18 protein-coding genes are annotated in these 20,009 nt (G+C 69.3%); 10 read left to right on the top strand and 8 right to left on the bottom strand.

The window, feature by feature from the left end:
* Nucleotides 1-207 precede the first annotated feature (207 nt).
* Nucleotides 208-678 (top strand): VIT1/CCC1 transporter family protein, encoded by a 471-nt coding sequence (locus tag ACP56T_RS16995; RefSeq protein ID WP_430913331.1) that lies wholly within the window; start codon nucleotides 208-210, stop codon nucleotides 676-678.
* A gap of 138 nt (nucleotides 679-816) precedes the next feature.
* On the opposite strand, the gene ACP56T_RS16990 is transcribed toward ACP56T_RS16995, so the two are convergent.
* A complete protein-coding gene (locus ACP56T_RS16990) occupies nucleotides 817-3,939 on the bottom strand; it encodes a S8 family peptidase (RefSeq protein ID WP_430913330.1) in 3,123 nt (1,040 codons plus the stop codon).
* Nucleotides 3,940-4,724: 785 nt separating this feature from the next.
* Between ACP56T_RS16990 and ACP56T_RS16985 the strand changes: the two genes are divergently transcribed.
* Both ACP56T_RS16985 and ACP56T_RS16980 read left to right on the top strand, forming a co-directional pair.
* On the top strand, nucleotides 4,725-5,810 hold the full coding sequence (locus ACP56T_RS16985) for a Rieske 2Fe-2S domain-containing protein (protein WP_430913329.1): 1,086 nt from the start codon (nucleotides 4,725-4,727) through the stop codon (nucleotides 5,808-5,810).
* A gap of 76 nt (nucleotides 5,811-5,886) precedes the next feature.
* The gene (locus ACP56T_RS16980) at nucleotides 5,887-6,960 is read left to right on the top strand and encodes an MBL fold metallo-hydrolase (protein WP_430913328.1); all 1,074 of its coding nucleotides are present in this window, start codon (nucleotides 5,887-5,889) and stop codon (nucleotides 6,958-6,960) included.
* Nucleotides 6,961-6,965: 5 nt separating this feature from the next.
* Here ACP56T_RS16980 and ACP56T_RS16975 read toward each other — a convergent pair whose 3' ends face one another.
* A complete protein-coding gene (locus tag ACP56T_RS16975) occupies nucleotides 6,966-7,337 on the bottom strand; it encodes a darcynin family protein (protein WP_430913327.1) in 372 nt (123 codons plus the stop codon).
* A gap of 144 nt (nucleotides 7,338-7,481) precedes the next feature.
* Between ACP56T_RS16975 and ACP56T_RS16970 the strand changes: the two genes are divergently transcribed.
* Nucleotides 7,482-8,036, top strand: a complete 555-nt coding sequence (locus tag ACP56T_RS16970) for a TetR/AcrR family transcriptional regulator (protein WP_430913326.1) — start codon at nucleotides 7,482-7,484, stop codon at nucleotides 8,034-8,036.
* A 34-nt stretch (nucleotides 8,037-8,070) separates the two neighbouring features.
* On the opposite strand, the gene ACP56T_RS16965 is transcribed toward ACP56T_RS16970, so the two are convergent.
* Nucleotides 8,071-8,862, bottom strand: coding sequence for a bestrophin-like domain (locus ACP56T_RS16965; RefSeq protein WP_430913325.1), 792 nt, complete (start codon nucleotides 8,860-8,862; stop codon nucleotides 8,071-8,073).
* A 134-nt stretch (nucleotides 8,863-8,996) separates the two neighbouring features.
* On the opposite strand from ACP56T_RS16965, the gene trmD reads away from it, so the two are divergent.
* Entirely contained in the window at nucleotides 8,997-9,707 is a 711-nt protein-coding gene (trmD, locus tag ACP56T_RS16960; RefSeq protein WP_430913324.1) for a tRNA (guanosine(37)-N1)-methyltransferase TrmD, read from the top strand.
* 454 nt (nucleotides 9,708-10,161) lie between these two features.
* Complete coding sequence (locus tag ACP56T_RS16955) at nucleotides 10,162-11,835, top strand: methyl-accepting chemotaxis protein (protein WP_430913323.1); 1,674 nt, start codon at nucleotides 10,162-10,164, stop codon at nucleotides 11,833-11,835.
* A 94-nt stretch (nucleotides 11,836-11,929) separates the two neighbouring features.
* Here the strand turns inward: ACP56T_RS16955 and ACP56T_RS16950 are convergent, their stop codons facing one another.
* Nucleotides 11,930-12,103, bottom strand: a complete 174-nt coding sequence (locus ACP56T_RS16950) for a hypothetical protein (RefSeq protein ID WP_430913322.1) — start codon at nucleotides 12,101-12,103, stop codon at nucleotides 11,930-11,932.
* 187 nt (nucleotides 12,104-12,290) lie between these two features.
* On the opposite strand from ACP56T_RS16950, the gene ACP56T_RS16945 reads away from it, so the two are divergent.
* From ACP56T_RS16945 to ACP56T_RS16930, 4 genes are all read left to right on the top strand, one after another.
* Nucleotides 12,291-13,460, top strand: coding sequence for a phosphoserine transaminase (locus ACP56T_RS16945; protein ID WP_430913321.1), 1,170 nt, complete (start codon nucleotides 12,291-12,293; stop codon nucleotides 13,458-13,460).
* A gap of 205 nt (nucleotides 13,461-13,665) precedes the next feature.
* Nucleotides 13,666-15,258 carry a phosphoglycerate dehydrogenase gene (serA, locus tag ACP56T_RS16940; RefSeq protein WP_430913320.1) on the top strand — a complete coding sequence of 531 codons (1,593 nt, stop codon included), beginning with the start codon at nucleotides 13,666-13,668 and terminating at the stop codon, nucleotides 15,256-15,258.
* A gap of 55 nt (nucleotides 15,259-15,313) precedes the next feature.
* Nucleotides 15,314-15,541 carry a DUF1902 domain-containing protein gene (locus tag ACP56T_RS16935; protein ID WP_430913319.1) on the top strand — a complete coding sequence of 76 codons (228 nt, stop codon included), beginning with the start codon at nucleotides 15,314-15,316 and terminating at the stop codon, nucleotides 15,539-15,541.
* 103 nt (nucleotides 15,542-15,644) lie between these two features.
* A complete protein-coding gene (locus tag ACP56T_RS16930; protein ID WP_430913317.1) occupies nucleotides 15,645-15,839 on the top strand; it encodes a type II toxin-antitoxin system HicA family toxin in 195 nt (64 codons plus the stop codon).
* Between the two features lie 123 nt (nucleotides 15,840-15,962).
* Here ACP56T_RS16930 and ACP56T_RS16925 read toward each other — a convergent pair whose 3' ends face one another.
* The 4 genes from ACP56T_RS16925 to ACP56T_RS16910 all read right to left on the bottom strand — a co-directional run bounded on the left by ACP56T_RS16925 (nucleotide 15,963) and on the right by ACP56T_RS16910 (nucleotide 19,819).
* Nucleotides 15,963-16,277: a DUF2853 family protein gene (locus tag ACP56T_RS16925; RefSeq protein WP_430913316.1), complete on the bottom strand. Its 315-nt coding sequence runs from the start codon at nucleotides 16,275-16,277 to the stop codon at nucleotides 15,963-15,965.
* A 235-nt stretch (nucleotides 16,278-16,512) separates the two neighbouring features.
* Nucleotides 16,513-17,505, bottom strand: a complete 993-nt coding sequence (locus ACP56T_RS16920; RefSeq protein ID WP_430913315.1) for a TorF family putative porin — start codon at nucleotides 17,503-17,505, stop codon at nucleotides 16,513-16,515.
* Between the two features lie 373 nt (nucleotides 17,506-17,878).
* A complete protein-coding gene (locus tag ACP56T_RS16915; RefSeq protein ID WP_430913314.1) occupies nucleotides 17,879-19,393 on the bottom strand; it encodes an ammonium transporter in 1,515 nt (504 codons plus the stop codon).
* An 87-nt stretch (nucleotides 19,394-19,480) separates the two neighbouring features.
* Complete coding sequence (locus tag ACP56T_RS16910) at nucleotides 19,481-19,819, bottom strand: P-II family nitrogen regulator (protein ID WP_430913313.1); 339 nt, start codon at nucleotides 19,817-19,819, stop codon at nucleotides 19,481-19,483.
* Between the last annotated feature and the right edge of the window lie 190 nt (nucleotides 19,820-20,009).

Below are 20,009 nucleotides of genomic sequence, written 5' to 3'. Positions count from 1 at the left end.
GGCGCAGACGCGCTGTCGGGCGTTGACCTCCGGCCTCGTGGGGCCGGTCGGCGTTCGGGTTGACGTCATGCGTCAGGGAGCGCGGCGTTTACGTCCGGGAGGCGGAAAAGTCAAACATTCCCGTCCTCGGGTTGCCACGGTTCGTTAAGCTTTACCCTTCGTTAAGCATAATCGTGTCGGATCGGGACGACCGCGAAGGACTTCCCCATGCCAGACGCCGCCCGCCAGTATCCGCTCGACGACACTGCGAGCCGCCAGGCCACGGCGCCGCTGCGCGACTGGCTCGCCCAGATCCGCGCGCAGGCCGCCGCCGTCCAGGCGCAGTCGGAGGAGCGGGAGCCTGCCTTCGAGCGGGCCGAGCGCGCCTCCTGGGCCCCCCGCTTGGTGCCGCCGCCGGCGGAACCCGTCGCCGAGGAGATCGCGGAGGCCGCCGCCGAGCCGGACGAGGCGGCGCGGGACATCTCCGAACTGATGGCCGAGAACATGCTGCTGAAGGCGCAGTTGCGCCTCGAGGGCGACCGTTACGCCGAGCTCCAGGCGATGATCGCCGAGGAGATCCGCGAGCTGCGCCGCCATGTCGAGGGCGAGATGGGGGAACTGGTCGGCATCCGTGAGGAACGCGACCTCTGGCGGGCGCGGGCCGAGGCGCTGGCCCAGCCGCTCTTCCAGGGGCGCTGATCCGCCCCCATTTCCGCACGATTTCGAGGGCCGCTCCCGCGCGTCGGGGGCGGCCTTCGTCGTGTCGCGGTCCCTGTTGACGCAAGCCCGGCGCCTCGGCCGGGACTTCGCCCGCCCGAGCCGAGCGCCCCTCCCCCGTCACCAGACGATGCGCAGGCCCGCATGCCCCTGGTGGCTAGTCGCGTTCGCCTGGACCTCGCCGCGATAGCCCACGAAGAGGCCGGTGGTCCGCGTGATCCAGGCGGTCACGTCCGCGTTGGCGAGGAAGCCGTCGCGCCCGGCGCGGGCGTCGCGCACCCGGAAGGGCTGATCGAGGAACGAGGCCCGCACGAGGGGCGATGATCCCATGACGTCGTGGGTCCAGCCGATCCGAAGGTCGGGACGGATGCGCAAGCCATCGGCCAGGGCGATCTCCATCCCGGCGGCGAGGCCGACGAGGGAGGTGGCCCGACCGAAGGTCTGTCCGGCGAAGGCGAGACCGAAGCCGCCCCCGCCCGTCTCGGCGAAGGCGGAGCGGTGCAGGTCGTTATAGGCGAAGGCCGCGAGCGGCTTGAGGCTCAGGACACCGCCCTCGGACGGGATGGCGAAGCGGTAGCCGATCTCGACCGAGGCGAGCGCGCCGAGGCCGTCGGAACGGCCGCGCGCGCTCAGCGGCGTGCCGAACGGGGCGAAGGCGCGCGAGGAGTCCATGGCGGCATAGGCGAGGCCGGCGGCGGCGTCGATTTCGAAGCCGCCCCGTTTCAGGCCGAGATAGGCGGCGCCGAGATAAGTGTCCGCGTCGCCCCGCACCCCGGCGGAGGCCACGTTCGAGCGCGCGTAGCCGAAGGCGCCGCCGACGAAGAGGCCGGGATCGATGGCCCGGTCGACGCCGAGCATCACGCCGCCGCCCTGCGCGCGCAGGCCGGGGCCGGAGGCATCGGCGCCGATGCGGAAGGCGTTTCCGAACCCGAGCCCCCAGGCCCCGGCCACGGCCGGTTCGGTTCCGGCGAGCGCGATGGCACCCGCCGGGCCGTCGCCGCCGGCATAGCGCGTTGTGGCGGCGAACGCGGTCGGCGGGATGTACAGGCCGGTCAAGCCCGTGGTCGCGGTGGCGAGGCTCGGCGCGAACAGGCTCTGGACGGGCGCGGCGCCGGAGCGCAGCGCCGACATCCGCTCGCCGAGCATGCCGGTGAAGCGGCGGGACGCATCGACGGCGGCCTGCGCGGTGGCGCTGCTGCCGGCCCCCGAGAGCTGGTCGAAGATCTGCGGCATCTGCGCCGGCGTCGCGCCGAACAGCGGATCGAACACGCTCAGCGCGCGGTCCGACAGGATGGCGCCGGGCTCCCCGCGGGCGCGGTCGAGGGCCCCGGCCAGAGCCCGCTGCCGCCCGGTGAGGGCCACGCCGTTGGCTTCGAGATTGGCATAGGCCGCCGGCGTCACGGCGCCGACGATGGCGGTGGACGAGTAGAGCACGTCGAGGCGCGAGGCGGCGGGCAGGCCCGTCATCCCGGTCTCGGAGACGACGGACAGGCTCTCGAAGCGGCCCTGCATCCGCGCCCCGTCCTCCGCGAGCACCACCGGGAACTTGGTGCCGATCGGGGCGAGCACGGTCTTGCCGTCGATGCCGACGAAATCGAACACCAGGGCGCCGGCCGCCGAGAAGGTGTGGCCCGCGCCCGTCACCACGGCGATGCTGTAGCCGACATAGCCGTCCGCCGCTTCCGAGCCGTCGATGACGGCGTGGAAGGTGGCCTCGCGCCCGAGCGTCAGGTTGCCGTGGACGACGAGGTCGCCGGAATTGCCCGAGCCGGGGCTGAGCACGCCCTGCACGTCGACATTGCCGAAGATATCGCCCTCGCCGCTGAGCATGGCGTCCCGCCCGATAGAGAGGCGGGGGGTGGCGAGCGTGCCGTCGATCTCGATGTCCACCGCCGAGGCGTCCACCGCGCCGGCCAGCGTGACGCGGCCGGCGACGACGAGCTCGCTGGCGGCGTCGGCCGGAGTGGTCGCGCTCCGGGTGCCGCGCACGGCCGGCGTGCCGGAGCCGGCCACCGTCAGCGAGCCCGCCGCCGTCGCCGGCGCGGACCAGAACTGCGTCTCGCCCGGCGCCACCGTGGCGGTGTTGGTGGCCGCCGTGGGGCTGAGCGTCGGCGCGGCCAGCGCCCGGTCGAGGCGCACCAGGCCGCGTCCGTAGATCTCGTCGATGCCCGGATCGCCGAGATCCTGCGCGGTGGCGAAGAGCAGGCGCACGACGTCCTGCGTCGAGTAGGTCGGGAAGGCCTGGAACAGCACCGCGAACACGCCGGTGACATGCGGCGCCGCCATCGAGGTGCCGGCGGTGTAGTGGTAGATCGCGCCCGGCGTCGGGCCGGTCACGATGTCGGTGCCGATGTTCGGATAGGCCGAGACGATGGAATCCGGCGCCGAGGCCGCGCCGCCGCCTGGCGCCGAGACGCACCAGTGGGCCGCCACGCCGCAGCGGTTCGAGTTGGGGGAGATCCTCAGCGTGGTGTCGAGATTCGTGACCGCGATGATGCTACCCGGCAGCCGGGCGAGATCGGAGAAATCGTAGTTCCGGCCCTCGTCGTCGTAGACGCCTGTCCGGGCGTTGGCGGGGCGGATATAGGGGAACACGGCGACGCCGGTCGGATTGCGGGCGACGGTCGGGTTGGTCTCGTAGTCGTTGCCGGCGGCGTAGACGAGCACCTTGCCCGCCGTCAGGGCCGACCGCACGGCGGCGATCTCGGCGTCCAGGTTGCCGGTCGTCCAGGTGCGGTCCGCGGCCGTGCTGCTCGGCCCGTAGCTGCCGTTGATCACGCGCACGTCCGGCAGGCTCGCGGCGTAGGCAAGCGCCGCGTCCGCGTCGAAGCCCCTGCCGACGCCCTTCAGGGCGACGATCTGCGCCTCGGGGGCGACGCCGAGCATGCCCGCCCCGTCGCGCGCGGCTGCGGCCGTGCCGGCCACATGCGTGCCGTGGCCGTCCGTGTCGATGATGGCGAGGGACTGGGTGCCGTTCGTGAGGAAGGCGCGGCTGCGCGTGTCGAGCCGGCCCTGGAACTCGGGATGCACCCTGGAGAAGCCGGCCGCCGGGTCGGTCCCGGCGAAGACCGCGTCGATGCCGCTGTCGATCACGGCGATGGTGATGCCGAGCCCGGTGAGCCCGTTCACGGGCGTGCCGCCCGGCGTCCGCGTCGCCGTCAGGGCGGCGGCCTGGCCGATCGCCCGGTTACCCCAGTTCGCGTTGAATTCGTAGAGCAGGTTCTGGTCGGTGCCCGCCGGCAAGCTCGGACGCTCGAAAGCAAAGCCGTAAGGATCGGATACGCCGGTCGGCGCTGTTCTTTGCTGGAAATACGAGAACGTCGTCAGATCCGGCGCCTGTTGGGCATAGCCGTGGCCGGCCGAGATCAACACTATTGCCGTCGATGCCAGAAGCCGAGCCGTCGTCCGCCCGATTGTGTTCATGATCCGCCGGCCCCCGCCGAGAGCTTGAATGCTCGCTTGCATACAAGCTCTTAGTGCAGCGAAATCGTCCCTCGATAGGGAGCACCGCCCGCCGGAAGCGGGCCGTGTTGCCGGATTTTGCCGATGATGTAATCCGGCAACATCATTGCCGGGGAGAAACCTTCGCCGAGTCTGCCGGCCGCGCCGGGGTTCCGGTCATCGGCAGGGAGCCGGGCTCTCGCGGGGACGGGCGCAGGAGCTTCCCGGATACGAGGCGGCCGCCGGCTTCGGGGAAGCCGGCGGCCGGGTCTCGCGGAAGAACCGTTGTCGCGAGAGGACAAACGTCGAGGATGCGACCTTTGCGACCCCTCATGGCGCGTCGCACGATCTCCGCACGGACCTGCTAGGCAGCGGCCAACGCGCTGAAAAGATTGACCACTGCCTCGCCCTTGCTCGGCATTGTCTGGTGACAATGAGACACTGGATCACCTCCTTTCGCTGATTGCTGGGACACCGAACCTAGGCATCCCGGCCCGGCTTGAAAAGCCCCGGCGCTGCGCCCTCTGGCCGCGCCCCGTCCGCCGCCGTATGACGGGCCTCCCGCCGCCGCTCCGATCCGGTCTTCGATGCTCGACACGCTGCGCGATCCCGCGCCCGCCGACGAGAACGCCCTCGATCCCGAGGCCATGCGCCAGCCCCTCGGCAACGCCTGGTACTGCGTCGGGCAGGCGGCGAGCTTGAAGCGCGACGCCCTGCGCGCGGTCGAGCTGAACGGCGAGCAGATCGTCGTCGGCCGCGATGCCTCCGGGGCGCTCTTCGCGCTGCGCGACCGCTGCCCCCATCGCGGCATGGCGCTCTCCAAGGGGCGCTTCGACGGGGCGGAGCTGATGTGCCCCTTCCACGGCTGGCGCTTCGGCACCGACGGCCGTTGCCGCGACGTGCCGACGCTCTCCTCCGCCGACGGCTCGGACTTCTCGCGCATCCAGGTCCAGCGCTTTCCCGTGTGCGAGAGCGCCGGCTTCGTCTGGGTGAACTCGCATGTCGGCCCCGCCGGCGGCGAGGTGCCCGACGTGCCGGCGCTGGATTTCGAGCCCCTCGGCGCGCTGGTGGTGGAACTGGAGGTGGAGGCCTCCTACGACCTCACCACGCTGAGCCTCGTCGATCCCGGACACGTCGCCTTCGTGCACGACACCTGGTGGTTCAGGCCCTCGAAGGAGCTGCGCGAGAAGGTCAAGACCTTCGCCCCCGTGCCGCACGGCTTCACCATGGCGAGCCATTCAACTACCACGAGCTCGCCGGTCTACAGGCTGCTCGGCGGGGTGCCGGAGGTCGAGATCGAGTTCCGGCTTCCGGGGGTGCGGCTGGAGCGGATCGTCGCGGGCGCGAAGCGGGTGGCGAACTACACCTTCGCCACGCCGATGACCGGCAACCGGACCCTGCTGACCAACGCGCTCTACTGGAACATCCCCGGCCTCAACCTGCTGAAGCCCGTGGCAAAGCCGCTGATGCGCCAGTTCCTGACCCAGGACCAGCAGGTGCTCCAGCACGCCCAGGCCGGGCTCGACCGCAAGCCCACCATGGTGCTGTTCGGCCAGAGCGACCTGCCCTCGCAATGGTATTTCCGCCTGAAGCGCGAGGCGCTCCAGGCCGCCCTCGACGGCAGGCCGTTCCGCAATCCGCTGCAACGGCAGGAACTGCGCTGGCGCTCGTGAGCATCCGCCCGTTGACCGGCGCGCCCGCGTCGCCATGTCAAGCTTCATGAAGTCAAGCTCCATGAAGTCTGGCCCCATGAAACGGCGAAGCCTCCTCTCTGTCGCGAGCGCGGCCACGGTGATGACGCTCGGCGGCGTCGGCTATGCCGCCCACCGGCGCGGGCGAAACCCGTATTACCGGGGCCCGGCGAGCGATCATTTCGACGGGGTGCGCTTCTTCCGGCCCTCGCAGGAGACGGACAAGGACCTGCTCGCGGTGGCCCGCTGGCAGCTCTCGCGCGGCGGCGAGGCCTGGCCGAAGCAGTGGCCGAGCCCCTTCCCCGCCGACGTTCCGCCGGAGCGCGTGGAGGGCCTGCGCGTCGTGCTGATCGGGCATGCGAGCTACCTGTTTCAGGTCGCGGGGCGCAACATCCTGGTCGATCCGGTCTTCTCCACCCGCGCCAGCCCCCTGGGCTTCGCCGGGCCGAAGCGCGTCAACCCGCCGGGCATCGCCCTCGCCGACCTTCCGCCCATCGACGCGGTGCTGATCACGCACAACCACTACGACCATCTCGACGGGCCGAGCATGGCGCGGCTCTGGCAGGAGCACGAGCCCAGGATCGTGGCGCCGCTCGGCAACGACGCCATCCTGCGCGCCTATGACGGCACCATGCGGGTGGAGACCTGCGACTGGGGCGGCAGCGTCGATCTCGGTGGCGGGATCACCGTGCATTGCGTGCCCGCGAACCACTGGTCGGCACGCGGCGTCAACGACCGGCGCATGGCCCTGTGGTGCGCCTTCGTGCTGACCTCGCCGTCCGGCGTGCACTATCATGTCGGCGATACCGGGTTCGGCGACGGCAGCCTCTTCCGCGAGATCCGCGCCCGGTTCGGGCCGCCGCGTCTCGCGACGCTGCCCATCGGCGCCTACGAGCCGCGCTGGTTCATGAAGGCGCAGCACATGAACCCGGCGGATGCCGTCGCGGCGTTCGGGCTCCTCGGCGCCGATCGGGCGCTCGGCCACCACTGGGGCACCTTCCGCCTCACCGACGAAGGCATCGAGCGCCCCGCCGAGGCGCTGGCCGCCGCGCTCGAGGAGGCCGCCATCCCGCCCGACCGCTTCCTCGCGATGCGGCCGGGGCAGGTCTGGGAGGCGGGGGCCGCTTCGTAAAAGCCCTACGCCGCGAGGGGCGCCCGGCCGTAATTGGCCGCGTAGGCGTTCTCCACCGCCGGGATGATCTCGACGATCGCGAAATAGCGGTCCCAGAACGGGGTCTCGCGCAGCTCCTCCACCAGCAGCTCGTAGGCGTGGTGGCTCACCGCGTCCCAGAGCCAGACGTCGGTGACGCGGGCCGTGTAGAACTCGGCGTCGTAGAACCTGAGCGTCACCTGTCCGGCATGCCGGCGCAGGATCGGCTCGAACTGTTCGCGCAGCTTGGCGAAACGCGTGTCGATGTCGAAGCCGAGCCATTCCGGCGAGGTCTTGACCAGCATGAAGACCGTGAGCGTGACGGCCTGGGCCGGGGCGGGTGCGGGATCGTGTGTCATGAGGACTTGCCTTCCTTGAGAGGAGAGCCACAAAATGCGAGTGATCGCTCGCATCTCAAACTCGCATCCGCTCGGGATCGTCCGTTGCCCCACAGCCTGCTCAAGCCCCGGAAAAGGCCCAGACAATCCCGTTCCGCCGAGACGGTGGCCGTGCTCGTGGAGGCGGCGGCTCGCGTTCTGGAGGAGCGGGGATTGGCGGGCTACACCACCAACGCCGTGGCCGAGCGGGCCGGGACGAGCGTCGGTTCGCTCTACCAGTACTTTCCCGGCAAGGACGCCCTGACGGCGGCGCTCATCGAGCGCGAGACGGCCGTCCTCCTGGCCGATGTCGGGAGCGCGGCCGGCGCGCCGGACCCGCGGGACGGACTGGCGCTGTTCATTGCCGCCGCCGTGGGTCATCAGATGCGGCGGCCGTCCCTGGCGCGCCTGCTCGATTTCGAGGAGGTCCGATTGCCCCTCGGCGACGAGGTGGCGGGGGTGTCGCGGACCATCGTCGCCAGCATCTCGGCCTTGGTCGCGCGCCTGCCCGGCACGGCGCTCGCGGATCCCGACGAGGCCGCCGCCGACATTCTCGCCATGGTCAAGGGCATGGTGGACGCGGCCGGGGAGCGTGGCGAGACGGCCTCGGCAGGGCTCGATGCGCGGGTAAGGCGCGCCGTCTTCGGCTATCTCGGCCTCGCCCGCGCGGAGATGGCCTGAGAGAGGCCCAGAAGGACCTGGAGTCCGCGCGCCCTCACGGGGAGCGGGCGGCCATCGACGTCTTGGCGGCCTTCAAGGGAGCGGAGCTGATGGCCATCGGGCCGTCGAAGGGGCGCTCGTGCAGCGCGATGACGCCGAGGGTGACGACCACGGCGAGCGAGAAGATCAGCATCGTCGTCGCCTGTGCCCTGGGCTTTTCCATATGCACCAGCGCGAGCCCGACCAGCGTCAGGCCGGCGAGCACGAGCAGGTTGAGCCATTTCGACTGGTCGCTCTGGGTGTCGCTGAGCGCCAGCCGCTCGCCGCGCGCGTTGCGCAGCGCCACCACCGCGTTCAGCAGCGCCGCATGGGCCGCCGCCCCCGATGCGGTCTCGTGGCTCGGGTCGGCGACGAGGCGCATCAGGGTACTGAGCGCCAGGCCGGCGCGGGGCGAGGAGTCCCCGTCCATCATCCTCGGCCATTCGTCCTCGATCAGCGCATCCACGTAGGCGATGAGGGCGCCCCGGATATCGGCCATGTCGGAGACCGTGGCGATGCTCAGGTCGTGCACGGCCACGATGTTGGCCCGCTCCGTCTGCACCGTCCGGGCGGCGGAGCGCTGGCGCTCCCAGGCGTCGTTGGCGACGAAGCCGGTGAGCAGCGCCAGCAGCACCGAGATCGAGGAGAAATACGGGGCGACCACCCCGGCGCTCACGCCGAGCAGGGCCTGGCGCGTCGGACGCAGGTTCGAGACGAGACAGATCAGCCCGACGAGCCCCAGGAACAGGGCCGCGAGCGTCGCGAAGATCAGCCACACCGGCAGATCGAGCCAGAGCCCCAGCAGCATCGCCCCAAAGAATCCCGCGCGGAGGACAACCGGGGCGGGACTATCGCCGGCATCGGCTACGGAAGCGTGAATCCGGCCGCCGGCTCGCGGTCCGCGCGTTGACCGCTCCCGTATCGGCGCGCCATCAGGGGGACATGACCGGCCCCGACCGGCCCTGGCGGGCCACCATTCTCACGCTCTATCCCGAGATGTTCCCCGGACCGCTCGGCCTCTCCCTCTCGGGCGATGCCCTGGCGCGGGGAGCCTGGAGCCTGGAGCCCCGTAACATCCGCGACCACGGGATCGGCCGCCATCGCAGCGTCGACGACACCCCGGCGGGCGGGGGCGCCGGCATGGTGCTGCGCTGCGACGTCCTCGCCGCCGCAATCGACGCCGCGACGCTTGCGGACGACGCCCGCCCCCGCCTGCTGATGTCCCCGCGCGGAAGACCGCTGACGCAGGCGCGGGTGCGGGCGCTCGCCGAGGGCCCCGGAGCGGTGATCGTCTGCGGCCGCTTCGAGGGCGTGGACGAGCGCGTCATCGCGGGGCGCGCGCTGGAGGAGGTCTCGATCGGCGACTACGTGCTCTCCGGCGGCGAGATCGCGGCGATGGTGCTGCTCGACGCCTGCGTGCGGCTCCTGCCCGGCACCATGGGCAAGGAAGCCTCCGGCCGGGACGAGAGCTTCGAGGGCGGCCGGCTGGAATATCCGCACTATACCCGGCCGCGCGAGTGGGAAGGGCACGCCATCCCCGAGGTGCTCACCGGGGGCAACCATGGCGCCATCGAACGCTGGCGGCGGGAGCGCTCCGACGCGATCACCCGCGAGCGCCGGCCGGACCTGATCGTCGGCGGCGGCGAGGGCTGAGACCCGGAGCGCGTCGGGTCCATCGCCGCGACGGCCCGAGCGACGAGACGGCAAGTATTCGCGCCCTTCACGGCCGATGCCGGTTCATGGTCGTTGGGGGGCGAGGCACCCCTCCCGATCGTCGCAGAGTCCAGGGCCGGGCAACCCATGACTCCAGGGTCGAGGCGAGCGCCGGATGGACGATCCTCGAATCCGAGCGGCGTCCCGACAGGGGGACGGCCATCGGATCGCGACCGATGCGAACGCGGCGAAGGATGCATCGCCGTGCTGTTCACGGGCGTGGAAACAGATTTCGATTTGTTTCCGCGATGCGAATGCGTCGATCATCTTTTGCGCAGATTTCCATTTGTGGGTGATAACTATGCAACCTATAGTTGGTAGAGTAGAATTAAATATTTATTAGCGACGATGTCTCATTCTGCCGGCGAATTTTCTTTGGCAGTGGAACTCTCTCATGCGCTCGATCCGCTCCCGCTTGCTCGTCGCCCTCGCCAGCCTGTTCGCGGCAGTCGTCCTGATGGCCGGCGTCGGATGGTATGCGTCGAGCGTCGCCAATCAGGGATTGGACACGATCTACGCCGACCGGGTCGTGCCGCTCCGCGATCTGAAGATCATCGCCGACATGTACGCGGTCAACATCGTCGATACGGCGCACAAGGTGCGTAACGGCATGATGCCGTGGCCGAAGGGCTCCGAGTCGGTGGCCGAGGCGGAGAAGACGATCAAGCAGAAGTGGTCCGACTATGCGGCCACGCAGATGAGCGGTCAGGAAAAGCGGCTCGCGGACGCGGCGAAAGCCTCGATGAAGGCCGCCGATGCGGGCGTCATCGAACTATTGACCATCCTCAAGGGCAACGACCAGGCGGCGCTCGACCGGTTCGTGGTCGCGCGTCTGTATCAGGTCATCGATCCGGTCAGCGAAGGCATCGGCAAGCTCGTCGATCTTCAGATCGACGAAGCGCAGAGCGTTCATCTGCTCACCTCGGAAGCCTACGCGACGGCCACGAAGATCGGCGTGTGCGCGCTCCTGCTGAGCGCTCTCGCGGCCTGCTTCGCGTTGGCGACGACCCTGCGGGGCGTGCTCGCTCCGCTCTCGGCCATCACCGGGACGATGCGGACCCTGGCCGCCGGCGACGTCGGCGGGTCCGTTCCCCATATCGGCCGCCGCGACGAGATCGGCGGCATGGCCGCCTCCGTCCAGGTCTTCAAGGAGAACCTCATCCGCTCCCGCCAGCTGGAGGAGGAGACGGCCCTCGCCCGCGCCTCGGCGGAGGAGCAGCGCAAGGCCGGCATGCGCCAGATGGCCGACGGTTTCGAGGCCGCCGTGAGCGGGGTCATCGGGATCGTGGCGTCGGCCGCCACCGAGTTGCAGGCGACCGCGCGCGGCATGTCCGAGATGGCGACCGAGACCGCGACGCAGTCGACGACCGTCGCCAGCGCCGCCGAGGAGGCCGCGACCAACGTCCAGACCGTCGCCGCCGCCGCCGAGGAGCTCGGCGTCTCCGTGCAGGAGATCGACCGCCAGGTCTCGGGCTCGTCCACCCTCGCGCAGCAGGCGGAGAACGCCGCCGCCCAGACGACGCAGCTCGTCACCGCGCTCAGCCTGTCGGCCGAGCAGATCGGCACGATGGTCGGGCTGATCTCGAACATCGCGGGGCAGACCAACCTGCTCGCGCTCAACGCCACCATCGAGGCGGCCCGTGCCGGCGAAGCGGGGCGGGGCTTCGCGGTGGTGGCCTCGGAGGTCAAGGAGCTCGCCACTCAGACGGCGCAGGCCACCGACGAGATCGGCCGTCAGATCGGGCAGATCCAGACCGTGACCGGCCAGGCCGTCGATGCGATCAAGGGCATCACCAGCCGCATTCAGGAGATCAACGCGGTCGCCGGCGGCATCGCCGCGTCGGTGGAGCAGCAGGGAGCCGCGACGCAGGAGATCGTGCGCAACGTGGCGCAGGCCGCGACGGGCACCACGGAGGTGACGGGCAACATCATGAGCGTGGCGCGCGTCGCCGAGGAGACCGGGGCGGCGGCCACACAGGTGCTCGGCGCGGCCTCCGAGCTGTCGCGCCAGTCCGAGCATCTCTCGGCCGAGGTGACGCGCTTCCTCGCCACCGTCCGCGCTGCGTGATCTGCACCTCGAAGGGGCCCGGAAGCGCGCGCGGCCGGGCCTCTCTTGTGGAGGCGCCGCGTGAACCGCGGCGGGAGGCCGGGCTGCGGTCTCCTCAAGCCGGCTCGGCGTCGATGACCGGGCCGCCGATGTCGAGGAAAAGCTCGTCCGCGCAGATGGGCTCCTCCTCCGCCCGGTGCCGGCGCCGCAGCGCCCCCGGCGCCATGCAGACCAGGACGAGGAACAGGATTACCCAGGCGATCCCGATGAGCCCGTGTTCGGAAAGCATGACGCGATACGCCTTCTACGCAGCACAAGACGCCAGGGTGGGCGATTAAGCTTAAGGTTGTCTTGCCGGGCGTGTTCCTAGCATGCGTTGCGCGATGGCCACTTGCCAACGGAGCGAAATGCGGTCATTGCCGCCGGCGGGACACCTCCCCCCAACGGGAGGCGCCCATCTGTAAGGATGGATTGCAATGATGAGCCTGCCCACCGCGCGCCCGCGCGCGAATACCTTTTCGTCCGGCCCCTGCGCGAAGCGCCCCGGATGGACCCCCGATGCCCTCTCCGATGCCGCCCTCGGCCGCTCCCACCGCTCCGCGCTGGGCAAGGCGAAGCTGAAGCAGGCCATCGACGAGACCCGCAGGCTGCTGCGCGTCCCGGCCGATTACCGCATCGGCATCGTTCCCGCCTCCGATACCGGCGCCGTCGAGATGGCCATGTGGACCATGCTCGGCCCGAAGACCGTCGAGGTCGCCGCCTGGGAAGCCTTCGGCAAGGAGTGGGTCACGGACGCGCTCAAGGAGCTGAAGATCGCGCCGCGCGTCCACCAGACGCCCTACGGCGTGCTGCCCGACCTCTCGGCCATCGACACCAAGCACAACGACGTCGTCTTCACCTGGAACGGCACCGCCGCCGGCGTGCGCGTCCCGAACGGCGACTGGATCGCGGACGACCGCGAGGGCCTGACCATCTGCGACGCGACCTCGGCCGCCTTCGCGATGCCCCTGCCCTTCGACAAGCTCGATGTCGTCACCTTCTCCTGGCAGAAGGTGATGGGCGGCGAGGCCGCGCACGGCATGCTGATCCTGTCGCCGCGCGCCGTCGCCCGGCTCGAGAGCCATGTGCCGGCCTGGCCGATCCCGAAGGTCTTCCGCCTCACCAAGGGCGGCAAGCTCATCGAGGGCATCTTCAAGGGCGATACCATCAACACGCCCTCGATGCTGGCGGTCGAGGACTATCTCGATACCCTGCGCTGGGCCGAGGGGCTCGGCGGCCTCGACGCGCTGATCGCGCGGGCGGACGCCAACGCCAAGGTCATCCACGACTGGGTGGCGCGCACCCCCTGGATCGGCAACCTCGCCGTCGATCCGGCCACGGAGTCGACCACGGGCGTCTGCCTCGCGATCACCGATCCCGACGTGCTCGCCAAGGGCGATGCGGTCGTCGCGGCGGTCGCCAAGGGCATCGCCGACCGGCTTGAGCGGGAGGGCGTGGCGCTCGACATCGGCGCCTATCGCGATGCGCCTCCCGGCCTGCGGATCTGGTGCGGCGGCACCGTCGAGCGCTCCGATCTCGAGGCGCTGATGCCGTGGCTCGACTGGGCCTTCGCCGAGGAAAAGGCCGCGCTGGCAAAGGCCGCGTAGCTCCATGGCGCACCTTCTCCCCTCGGCGGGAGAAGGTGGCCCGCGAAGCGGGTCGGATGAGGGGAACGCCCTGTCCGGACCCGTCGCTCCCCTCTCCCGACCCTCGCTGACGCGAGGCCCACCCTCTCCCGCAGAGGGGAGAGGGCACGCGCCCGCACGTCCTCAATCATCAATCTTCTCCTTTCCTCACGAGCCGGAGGCCATCATGCCCGCTCCAAAAGTTCTCATTTCCGACGCCCTCTCCGAAGCCGCCGTCCAGATCTTCCGCGATCGCGGGATCGAGGTCGATTTCCGACCCGAGCTCGGCAAGGACAAGGAGGCGCTCGCCTCCGTCATCGGCCAATACGACGGTCTGGCCATCCGCTCCGCCACCAAGGCCACCGCGAAGCTCCTGGCCGAGGCCGGTAAGCTCAAGGTGATCGGCCGCGCCGGCATCGGCGTCGACAATGTCGACGTGCCGGCCGCCACCGCGAAGGGCGTGATCGTGATGAACACGCCCTTCGGCAACTCCATCACCACCGCCGAGCACGCCGTGGCCCTGATGCTGGCGCTCGCCCGCCAGATCCCGCAGGCCGACGCCTCCACGCAGGCCGGCAAGTGGGAGAAGAACCGCTTCATGGGCGTCGAGCTGACGGACAAGACGCTGGGGGTCATCGGCTGCGGCAATATCGGCGCCATCGTCGCCGACCGCGCCATCGGGCTGAAGCTCAAGGTCGTCGCCTACGACCCCTACCTGACCCCGGAGCGGGCCGTCGAGATCGGTGTCGAGAAGGTCGAGCTCGACCAGCTCCTCACGCGCGCCGACGTCATCACCCTGCACGTCCCGATGACGGACAAGACCCGCAACATCCTCTCGGCCGAGAACCTCGCCAAGGCGAAGCCCGGCGTGCGCATCGTCAATTGCGCGCGCGGCGGCCTCGTCGATGAGACGGCGCTGCGCGCGGCCCTCGATTCGGGCCATGTGGCCGGGGCCGCCTTCGACGTGTTCGTCACCGAGCCCGCCACCGAGAACCCGCTCTTCGGCCATCCGAACGTGATCTGCACGCCCCATCTCGGCGCCTCGACCAACGAGGCGCAGGAGAACGTGGCGCTCCAGGTCGCCGAGCAGATGTCCGATTACCTGCTCTCCGGCGCCATCTCGAACGCGGTGAACTTCCCCTCGATCTCCGCCGAGGAGGCCCCCCGCCTCAAGCCCTACGTGGAGCTCGCGGAGAAGCTCGGCTCCTTCCTCGGCCAGCTCACCGAGGCGCCGATCAAGGGCATCCGCATCACCTACGAAGGGGCGGTCGCGGACATGAACACCCGCGCGCTGACCTCGGCCGCCGTCACCGGCGTGCTGCGGCCGATCCTTCAGGACGTGAACATGGTCTCGGCCCCGGCCATCGCCCGTGAGCGCGGCATCGTGATCGAGGAGGCGCGCCGCGAGGGCGGCGAGAGCGACTTCGAATCCGTGGTGCGCATCACCGTCGACGCCCAGGACATGCCGCGCGACGCCGCCGGCACCGTCTTCCACGACGGCAAGCCGCGCGTCATCGAGATCCGCAGCATCGCCATCGACGCGGCCTTCGCCCCGCACATGCTCTACGTGCGCAACCACGACAAGCCCGGTTTCATCGGGCGCTTCGGCAGCGTGCTCGGCGATGCCGGCGTCAATGTCGCGACGTTCAACCTCGGCCGCGAGCGCGAGGGCGGCAACGCCATCGCCTTCGTCGCCGTGGACGCCAAGCTGAACGAGGAGACCCTCGCGCAGATCGCCGCGATCCCGCAGGTCAAGCGCGTGCGCGCCGTGGCGTTCTAAAATCGTTGCACAGGAAGCGAAGGTCGGCGATCCTGCCGGCCTTCGAGGATCATCCATGCTTCGTCACGCCGTCATCCGCTGTGCCTGGGACGACGAGGCCGGCGTCTGGTTCGTTCAGGAATCGGACGTTCCGGGTCTCATCACCGAGGCCGAGACCCTCGACGCACTGCGAAAGAAGCTTCCGGGCCTGATTCAGGATCTGCTCGACGTTGAAGCGACGGCCGAGATCGAGGTGGATCTGATTGCCTATGCGCATGACCGGGTCCGCGTCGAGGCGGCATGAGCCGGTGAAGCACGGGGCACAAGACAGTAAAGATTTCTTTGACAGGACGACCGTAATTTGCGTTTCGGCTTGCTCGGCCAGCGATTCGCAAAAGGCTTAAAACGTGACCGACTTCACGCCGGAGCTGAAGCGCCTGCTGCGCCGGAACGGGTTCGCGTTCTGGCGCAGCGGTCGGGGCGATCACGAGATCTGGCGCCATGACGGCAGCGGCCGGAAAGTCGTCGTCGACAACGCCATCAAGTCGCGTCACACGGCGAACGGCGTCCTCAAGCAGGCCGGATTGCCGAAGGCCTTCTGAACGCTTTCCGCCGAAGCAGGGATAGATTCCGCTTGGGAGGAGGCGCCAAGCAATAGCCTGGAGCCGTGATCCGAACCGGCAGGATCGGGCGCGACTCCAAGCGCATGTCGCGTGGCCGCCTCGTCAGGCGAGCGTGTCCAGCTTCCCGTGATGCTCGGCCAGCAGGTAGTAGAAGGTCAGCCGCGATTTCGAGCGGCTGGCCTTCATCGTTTCGCAGACGCTCTTGATCGACGCGTCGAGATCGCCGCCGGAGAGGCCGAGCTTCTTCTCGAGGAAGTTCTTGCGCACGGTCTCGAGCTCCTCCTTGTCGGAGCAGGCGACGTAGCGCGAATCGGGCTTCGACAGGACGAGCCGGTAGGTCTTCTCGAGACCGGCCAGGGCCGCCTCGTTGACCGGAGCCTTGGCGTATTTCTTAACGTCCTCGAGATGGTCGCTCATGGGCTTCTCGTCCCTCGTCCCGGCGTCCGACTCGTCCCCGCGCTGCCGGATCGCGCGGGGCGGAAACGGCCGAGGGCCGGCGGCGGCAACGCGGCGCCACCCGCCGAGGTTGGCACAGCCGCGCGTTCACTTCCACACACTTTCCGCTCTTCGGGCCGGCCGCGTCGCGAACGAAAAAGGCCCCGGATCGCTCCGGGGCCCTCGTCCGTTCCACGCCTTGTGGGCGGGAAGCGTCTTACTTGAAGAGGTTCAGCAGGCCGCCGGGCTCGGCATAGACGCCGGGGGCCGCGGTGGAGGTCTGCCACTTGATGGTGCCGATGAAGGCATCGCCGCACCAGCGCGAGGTGCCGCCGTTGATGTTGCCGCGGAAATCGCCGGTCAGCGCGAAGCACTGGCGGGCATTGAGGTCCGTGGTGTGGAAGCGGACGTCGAGGGAGAGGTTCTTGTAGGCCCAGGTCAGACCGACATTGCCGTAGTTGTAGGACGGCAGGTCGAAGGAGGTGAACCGCCCGATGGCCGGGTCGAAGCCGGTGGCCGAGGTCTTGGCGGCGCCGAGGAAGTAGTGGCCGCCCTCGCCCGAGAAGGTGAAGCCGCCCGAGGCCCATTCCGGCAGGAACGGGAAGACCGTCGCCGGGATCGTGTAGGCGAGCGTGCCGGAGGTGTAGGTGCCGTTCGTGTGCTGGCCCAGGTAGTTCGGGGCGTAGAAGACGTTGGCGCCGATGGCGAGCTCGGGGGTCGCCTGGTAGAGCGCCTTGCCGGCGTACTCGATGAAGTCGGTGTTGCGGGTGGTCAGGAAGCCGCCGCCGTTGGTGAACAGGCGCTGCTCGTTGGGGTAGAAGTAATAGATCACGCCGAGGTCGAAGGAGAGCTTGTCGAAGGTCGGCCGGATACCGGCGACGAGATCGAACTCCATGTCGGGGCGCGTGGGGAGACGCGTCTGCCAGGTGTAGAAGCCGGCATAGGCGAAGTTGTTGAAGAACTGCGTCTCGAAGAAGGTCTGGTAGCTGCCCTGCAGGTTCGACTGCGACACGCCGCGGAAGTTATAGTCCGTCGCGTAGGCCGAGTAGAACGCGAAGCCGATCAGCGGATCGGGCGCCTTGGCCTCGACCGGCATCACCTTCGGCACCGGCATGTCGGCGGCGGACGCCGTGCCGATCTGCGCCTGTCCGAGGCAGAGACACGTGGCGAGAGACGCCGCGACGCCCCGCAGAGACAGTTTGAAAGTCATGATGAGCAGCCCCTTGTTTTGTATGACACCAAGGTGCCGAAAGCGCCGATGCACCGCAAAACCAAGTTTCGGGCAATTGCCTAGTTTGAAGGCATTCGGCTCCTCGCGGCCGAGTTGCATCGGCGATGTTGCGGTAGTGCCACATTGTTGCCGCGGTGCCGTATGCTTGCCGGCGACGTTTCGCGGCCGGTCGACAACCTTTCGTTAACCTCCGCCCGAACAACCGGGCTGCCATGCCCGTCAGGCGCGAATCACGAAAAAGCCCCGGTCGTTGGACCGGGGCCTTCGGGAGGTTTGCCGTCGCGCCTTGCGGCCCGGCGTTCGAGGAGCAGGCAGGCGGAGCCTTCGCCCCGCCCGCCGACCGAGCGATCGCTCAGTAGTTGTAGGCCCGCTCGCCGTGATCGGCGATGTCGAGACCCTCGCGCTCTTCCTCCTGCGTGACGCGCAGGCCGATGGTGAAGTCGACGAGCTTGTAGAGGATCGCCGAGCCGATACCCGACCACAGGATCGTCAGGCCGACGGCCCACCCTTGCGCCGTGAGCTGGGTCACGAGGTCGTAGGAACCGACGACGAGTTCGCCCGGCTTCGTGGTGTAGTCGGGGATGCCGACGCCGCCGAGCGCGGGGTTCACCAGGATGCCGGTGGCGAAGGCGCCGATGATGCCGCCGATGCAGTGGACGCCGAAGACGTCCAGCGAGTCGTCGTAACCGAGGGCGTTCTTCACGCTGGAGCACATGATGAAGCAGGCCGCGCCGGCGACGAGGCCGAGCACGATGGAGCCCATCGGGCCGGCGAAGCCCGAGGCCGGGGTGATCGCCACCAGGCCGGCGACGGCGCCCGAGAGCATGCCGAGCAGCGACGGCTTGCCCTTCATGGCCCACTCCACGAACAGCCAGGAGACGGCGGCGGCGGCGGTGGCGACGAAGGTGTTGATCATCACCAGCGCCGTGGTGCCGTTCGACTCGAGGTTCGAGCCGGCGTTGAAGCCGAACCAGCCGACCCAGAGCAGCGAGGCGCCGATCGTGGTCATGGTCAGCGAGTGCGGGGCGAGCAGGTCGCGGCCGTAGCCGATGCGCTTGCCGAGGATCAGGCAGCCGACGAAGCCGGCGATGCCCGCGTTGATATGCACCACGGTGCCGCCGGCGAAGTCGAGGGCGCCCTTCTTGAAGAGGAAGCCGGCATCGGCGTTGACGGCGTCGAGCGCGTCCTGGGCGGCCTTCTTGGACGCCTCGTCCGTCGCGGCGGCGAGCGCCTTGGCGGCGGCGGCGACGACGTCGGGCCCGCCCCAGTACCAGACCATGTGCGCCATCGGGAAGTAGATGAACGTCGTCCAGAGGACGATGAACACGATCAGCGCCGAGAACTTCATCCGCTCGGCGAAGGCGCCGACGATGAGGCCGGGGGTGATCATCGCGAAGGTCATCTGGAAGGCGATGTAGACGTATTCCGGGATGACGACGCCGTTCGAGAACGTCGCGGCCACGGAATTCGGATCGACGCCCTTCAGGAAGGCCTTGGAGAAGCCGCCCACGAAGTCGTTGAGGCCGGCGCCGTTGGTGAAGGCGAGGCTGTAGCCGTAGCAGACCCACATCAGGCAGACGATGCAGGCGATGGCGAAGACCTGGGTCAGGACCGAGAGCATGTTCTTGGTGCGGACGAGGCCGCCGTAGAACAGGGCCAGGCCCGGCACGGTCATGAGCAGCACGAGGACGCTGGAGATCAGCATCCAGGTGGTGTCACCCTTGTTCGGCACGGGCGCGGCGGCGGCCGCGGCAGCAGGAGCCGCCGCCGCTTCGGGCGTCGGGGTCTGCGCGAGGGACGGCTCGACGAGGAGAAGGGCCAGCGCCGCTCCCCCCAGCCCGAGCGCGAGAACGTTTCGAAGTTTCATGGACACGAGACTCCCGGTCGCGATGCAGTTGTGTTCGTTGGGAAAAAAGGGATCTGCGGGCGCGCGCGGCGCCGCGCGGGCGCGCCCTTAGAGCGCGTCGGCGTCGGTCTCGCCGGTGCGGATGCGGACCGCCTTCTCCAGCGGCATGACGAAGATCTTGCCGTCGCCGATCTGGCCGGTGCGGGCCGCGGCCGCGATGGCGTCGATGACGCTGCTGGTGAGATCGGCGGAGACCGCGACCTCGATCTTCAGCTTCGGCAGGAAGCTCACGGCGTATTCGGCGCCGCGGTAGATCTCCGTATGGCCCTTCTGACGGCCGTAACCCTTGACCTCGGTCACCGTCAGGCCGTGGACGCCGATGCCGGTCAAGGCGTCGCGCACCTCCTCCAGCTTGAACGGCTTGATGATGGCCATCACGATTTTCATGGGCGGCGCCCCCTTGTTTCAATGGGATCCGGTTGCCGGTGCCGCCTTGATCGCCGCGTGCCGGTCCGGATGTGCCCGCGGGGATCGGGATGACCCCGCGTTCGCACGGCTTTTATTCAAGGACTATGCCAGGGCATCGAAACGGGAACTTTTTCGCAAGTTGTTAACTTGCCTACGGATTGGCGCTTTG

Source organism: Methylobacterium endophyticum, from assembly GCF_050591105.1.
Classification (GTDB): domain Bacteria; phylum Pseudomonadota; class Alphaproteobacteria; order Rhizobiales; family Beijerinckiaceae; genus Methylobacterium.
This window is presented reverse-complemented; position numbering and strand designations above follow the sequence as displayed.

Excerpts from the sequence above, each read along its gene's own strand:
- ACP56T_RS16910 (WP_430913313.1), bottom strand. The coding sequence starts at position 19,819 with ATGAAAATCGTGATGGCCATCATCAAGCCGTTCAAGCTGGAGGAGGTG.
- trmD (WP_430913324.1), top strand. The coding sequence starts at position 8,997 with ATGACCGGCCCCGACCGGCCCTGGCGGGCCACCATTCTCACGCTCTAT.
- ACP56T_RS16955 (WP_430913323.1), top strand. The coding sequence starts at position 10,162 with ATGCGCTCGATCCGCTCCCGCTTGCTCGTCGCCCTCGCCAGCCTGTTC.
- ACP56T_RS16965 (WP_430913325.1), bottom strand. The coding sequence starts at position 8,862 with ATGCTGCTGGGGCTCTGGCTCGATCTGCCGGTGTGGCTGATCTTCGCG.
- serA (WP_430913320.1), top strand. The coding sequence starts at position 13,666 with ATGCCCGCTCCAAAAGTTCTCATTTCCGACGCCCTCTCCGAAGCCGCC.
- ACP56T_RS16975 (WP_430913327.1), bottom strand. The coding sequence starts at position 7,337 with ATGACACACGATCCCGCACCCGCCCCGGCCCAGGCCGTCACGCTCACG.
- ACP56T_RS16945 (WP_430913321.1), top strand. The coding sequence starts at position 12,291 with ATGATGAGCCTGCCCACCGCGCGCCCGCGCGCGAATACCTTTTCGTCC.
- ACP56T_RS16985 (WP_430913329.1), top strand. The coding sequence starts at position 4,725 with ATGCTCGACACGCTGCGCGATCCCGCGCCCGCCGACGAGAACGCCCTC.
- ACP56T_RS16915 (WP_430913314.1), bottom strand. The coding sequence starts at position 19,393 with ATGAAACTTCGAAACGTTCTCGCGCTCGGGCTGGGGGGAGCGGCGCTG.
- ACP56T_RS16925 (WP_430913316.1), bottom strand. The coding sequence starts at position 16,277 with ATGAGCGACCATCTCGAGGACGTTAAGAAATACGCCAAGGCTCCGGTC.
- ACP56T_RS16920 (WP_430913315.1), bottom strand. The coding sequence starts at position 17,505 with ATGACTTTCAAACTGTCTCTGCGGGGCGTCGCGGCGTCTCTCGCCACG.
- ACP56T_RS16935 (WP_430913319.1), top strand. The coding sequence starts at position 15,314 with ATGCTTCGTCACGCCGTCATCCGCTGTGCCTGGGACGACGAGGCCGGC.
- ACP56T_RS16980 (WP_430913328.1), top strand. The coding sequence starts at position 5,887 with ATGAAACGGCGAAGCCTCCTCTCTGTCGCGAGCGCGGCCACGGTGATG.
- ACP56T_RS16995 (WP_430913331.1), top strand. The coding sequence starts at position 208 with ATGCCAGACGCCGCCCGCCAGTATCCGCTCGACGACACTGCGAGCCGC.
- ACP56T_RS16950 (WP_430913322.1), bottom strand. The coding sequence starts at position 12,103 with ATGCTTTCCGAACACGGGCTCATCGGGATCGCCTGGGTAATCCTGTTC.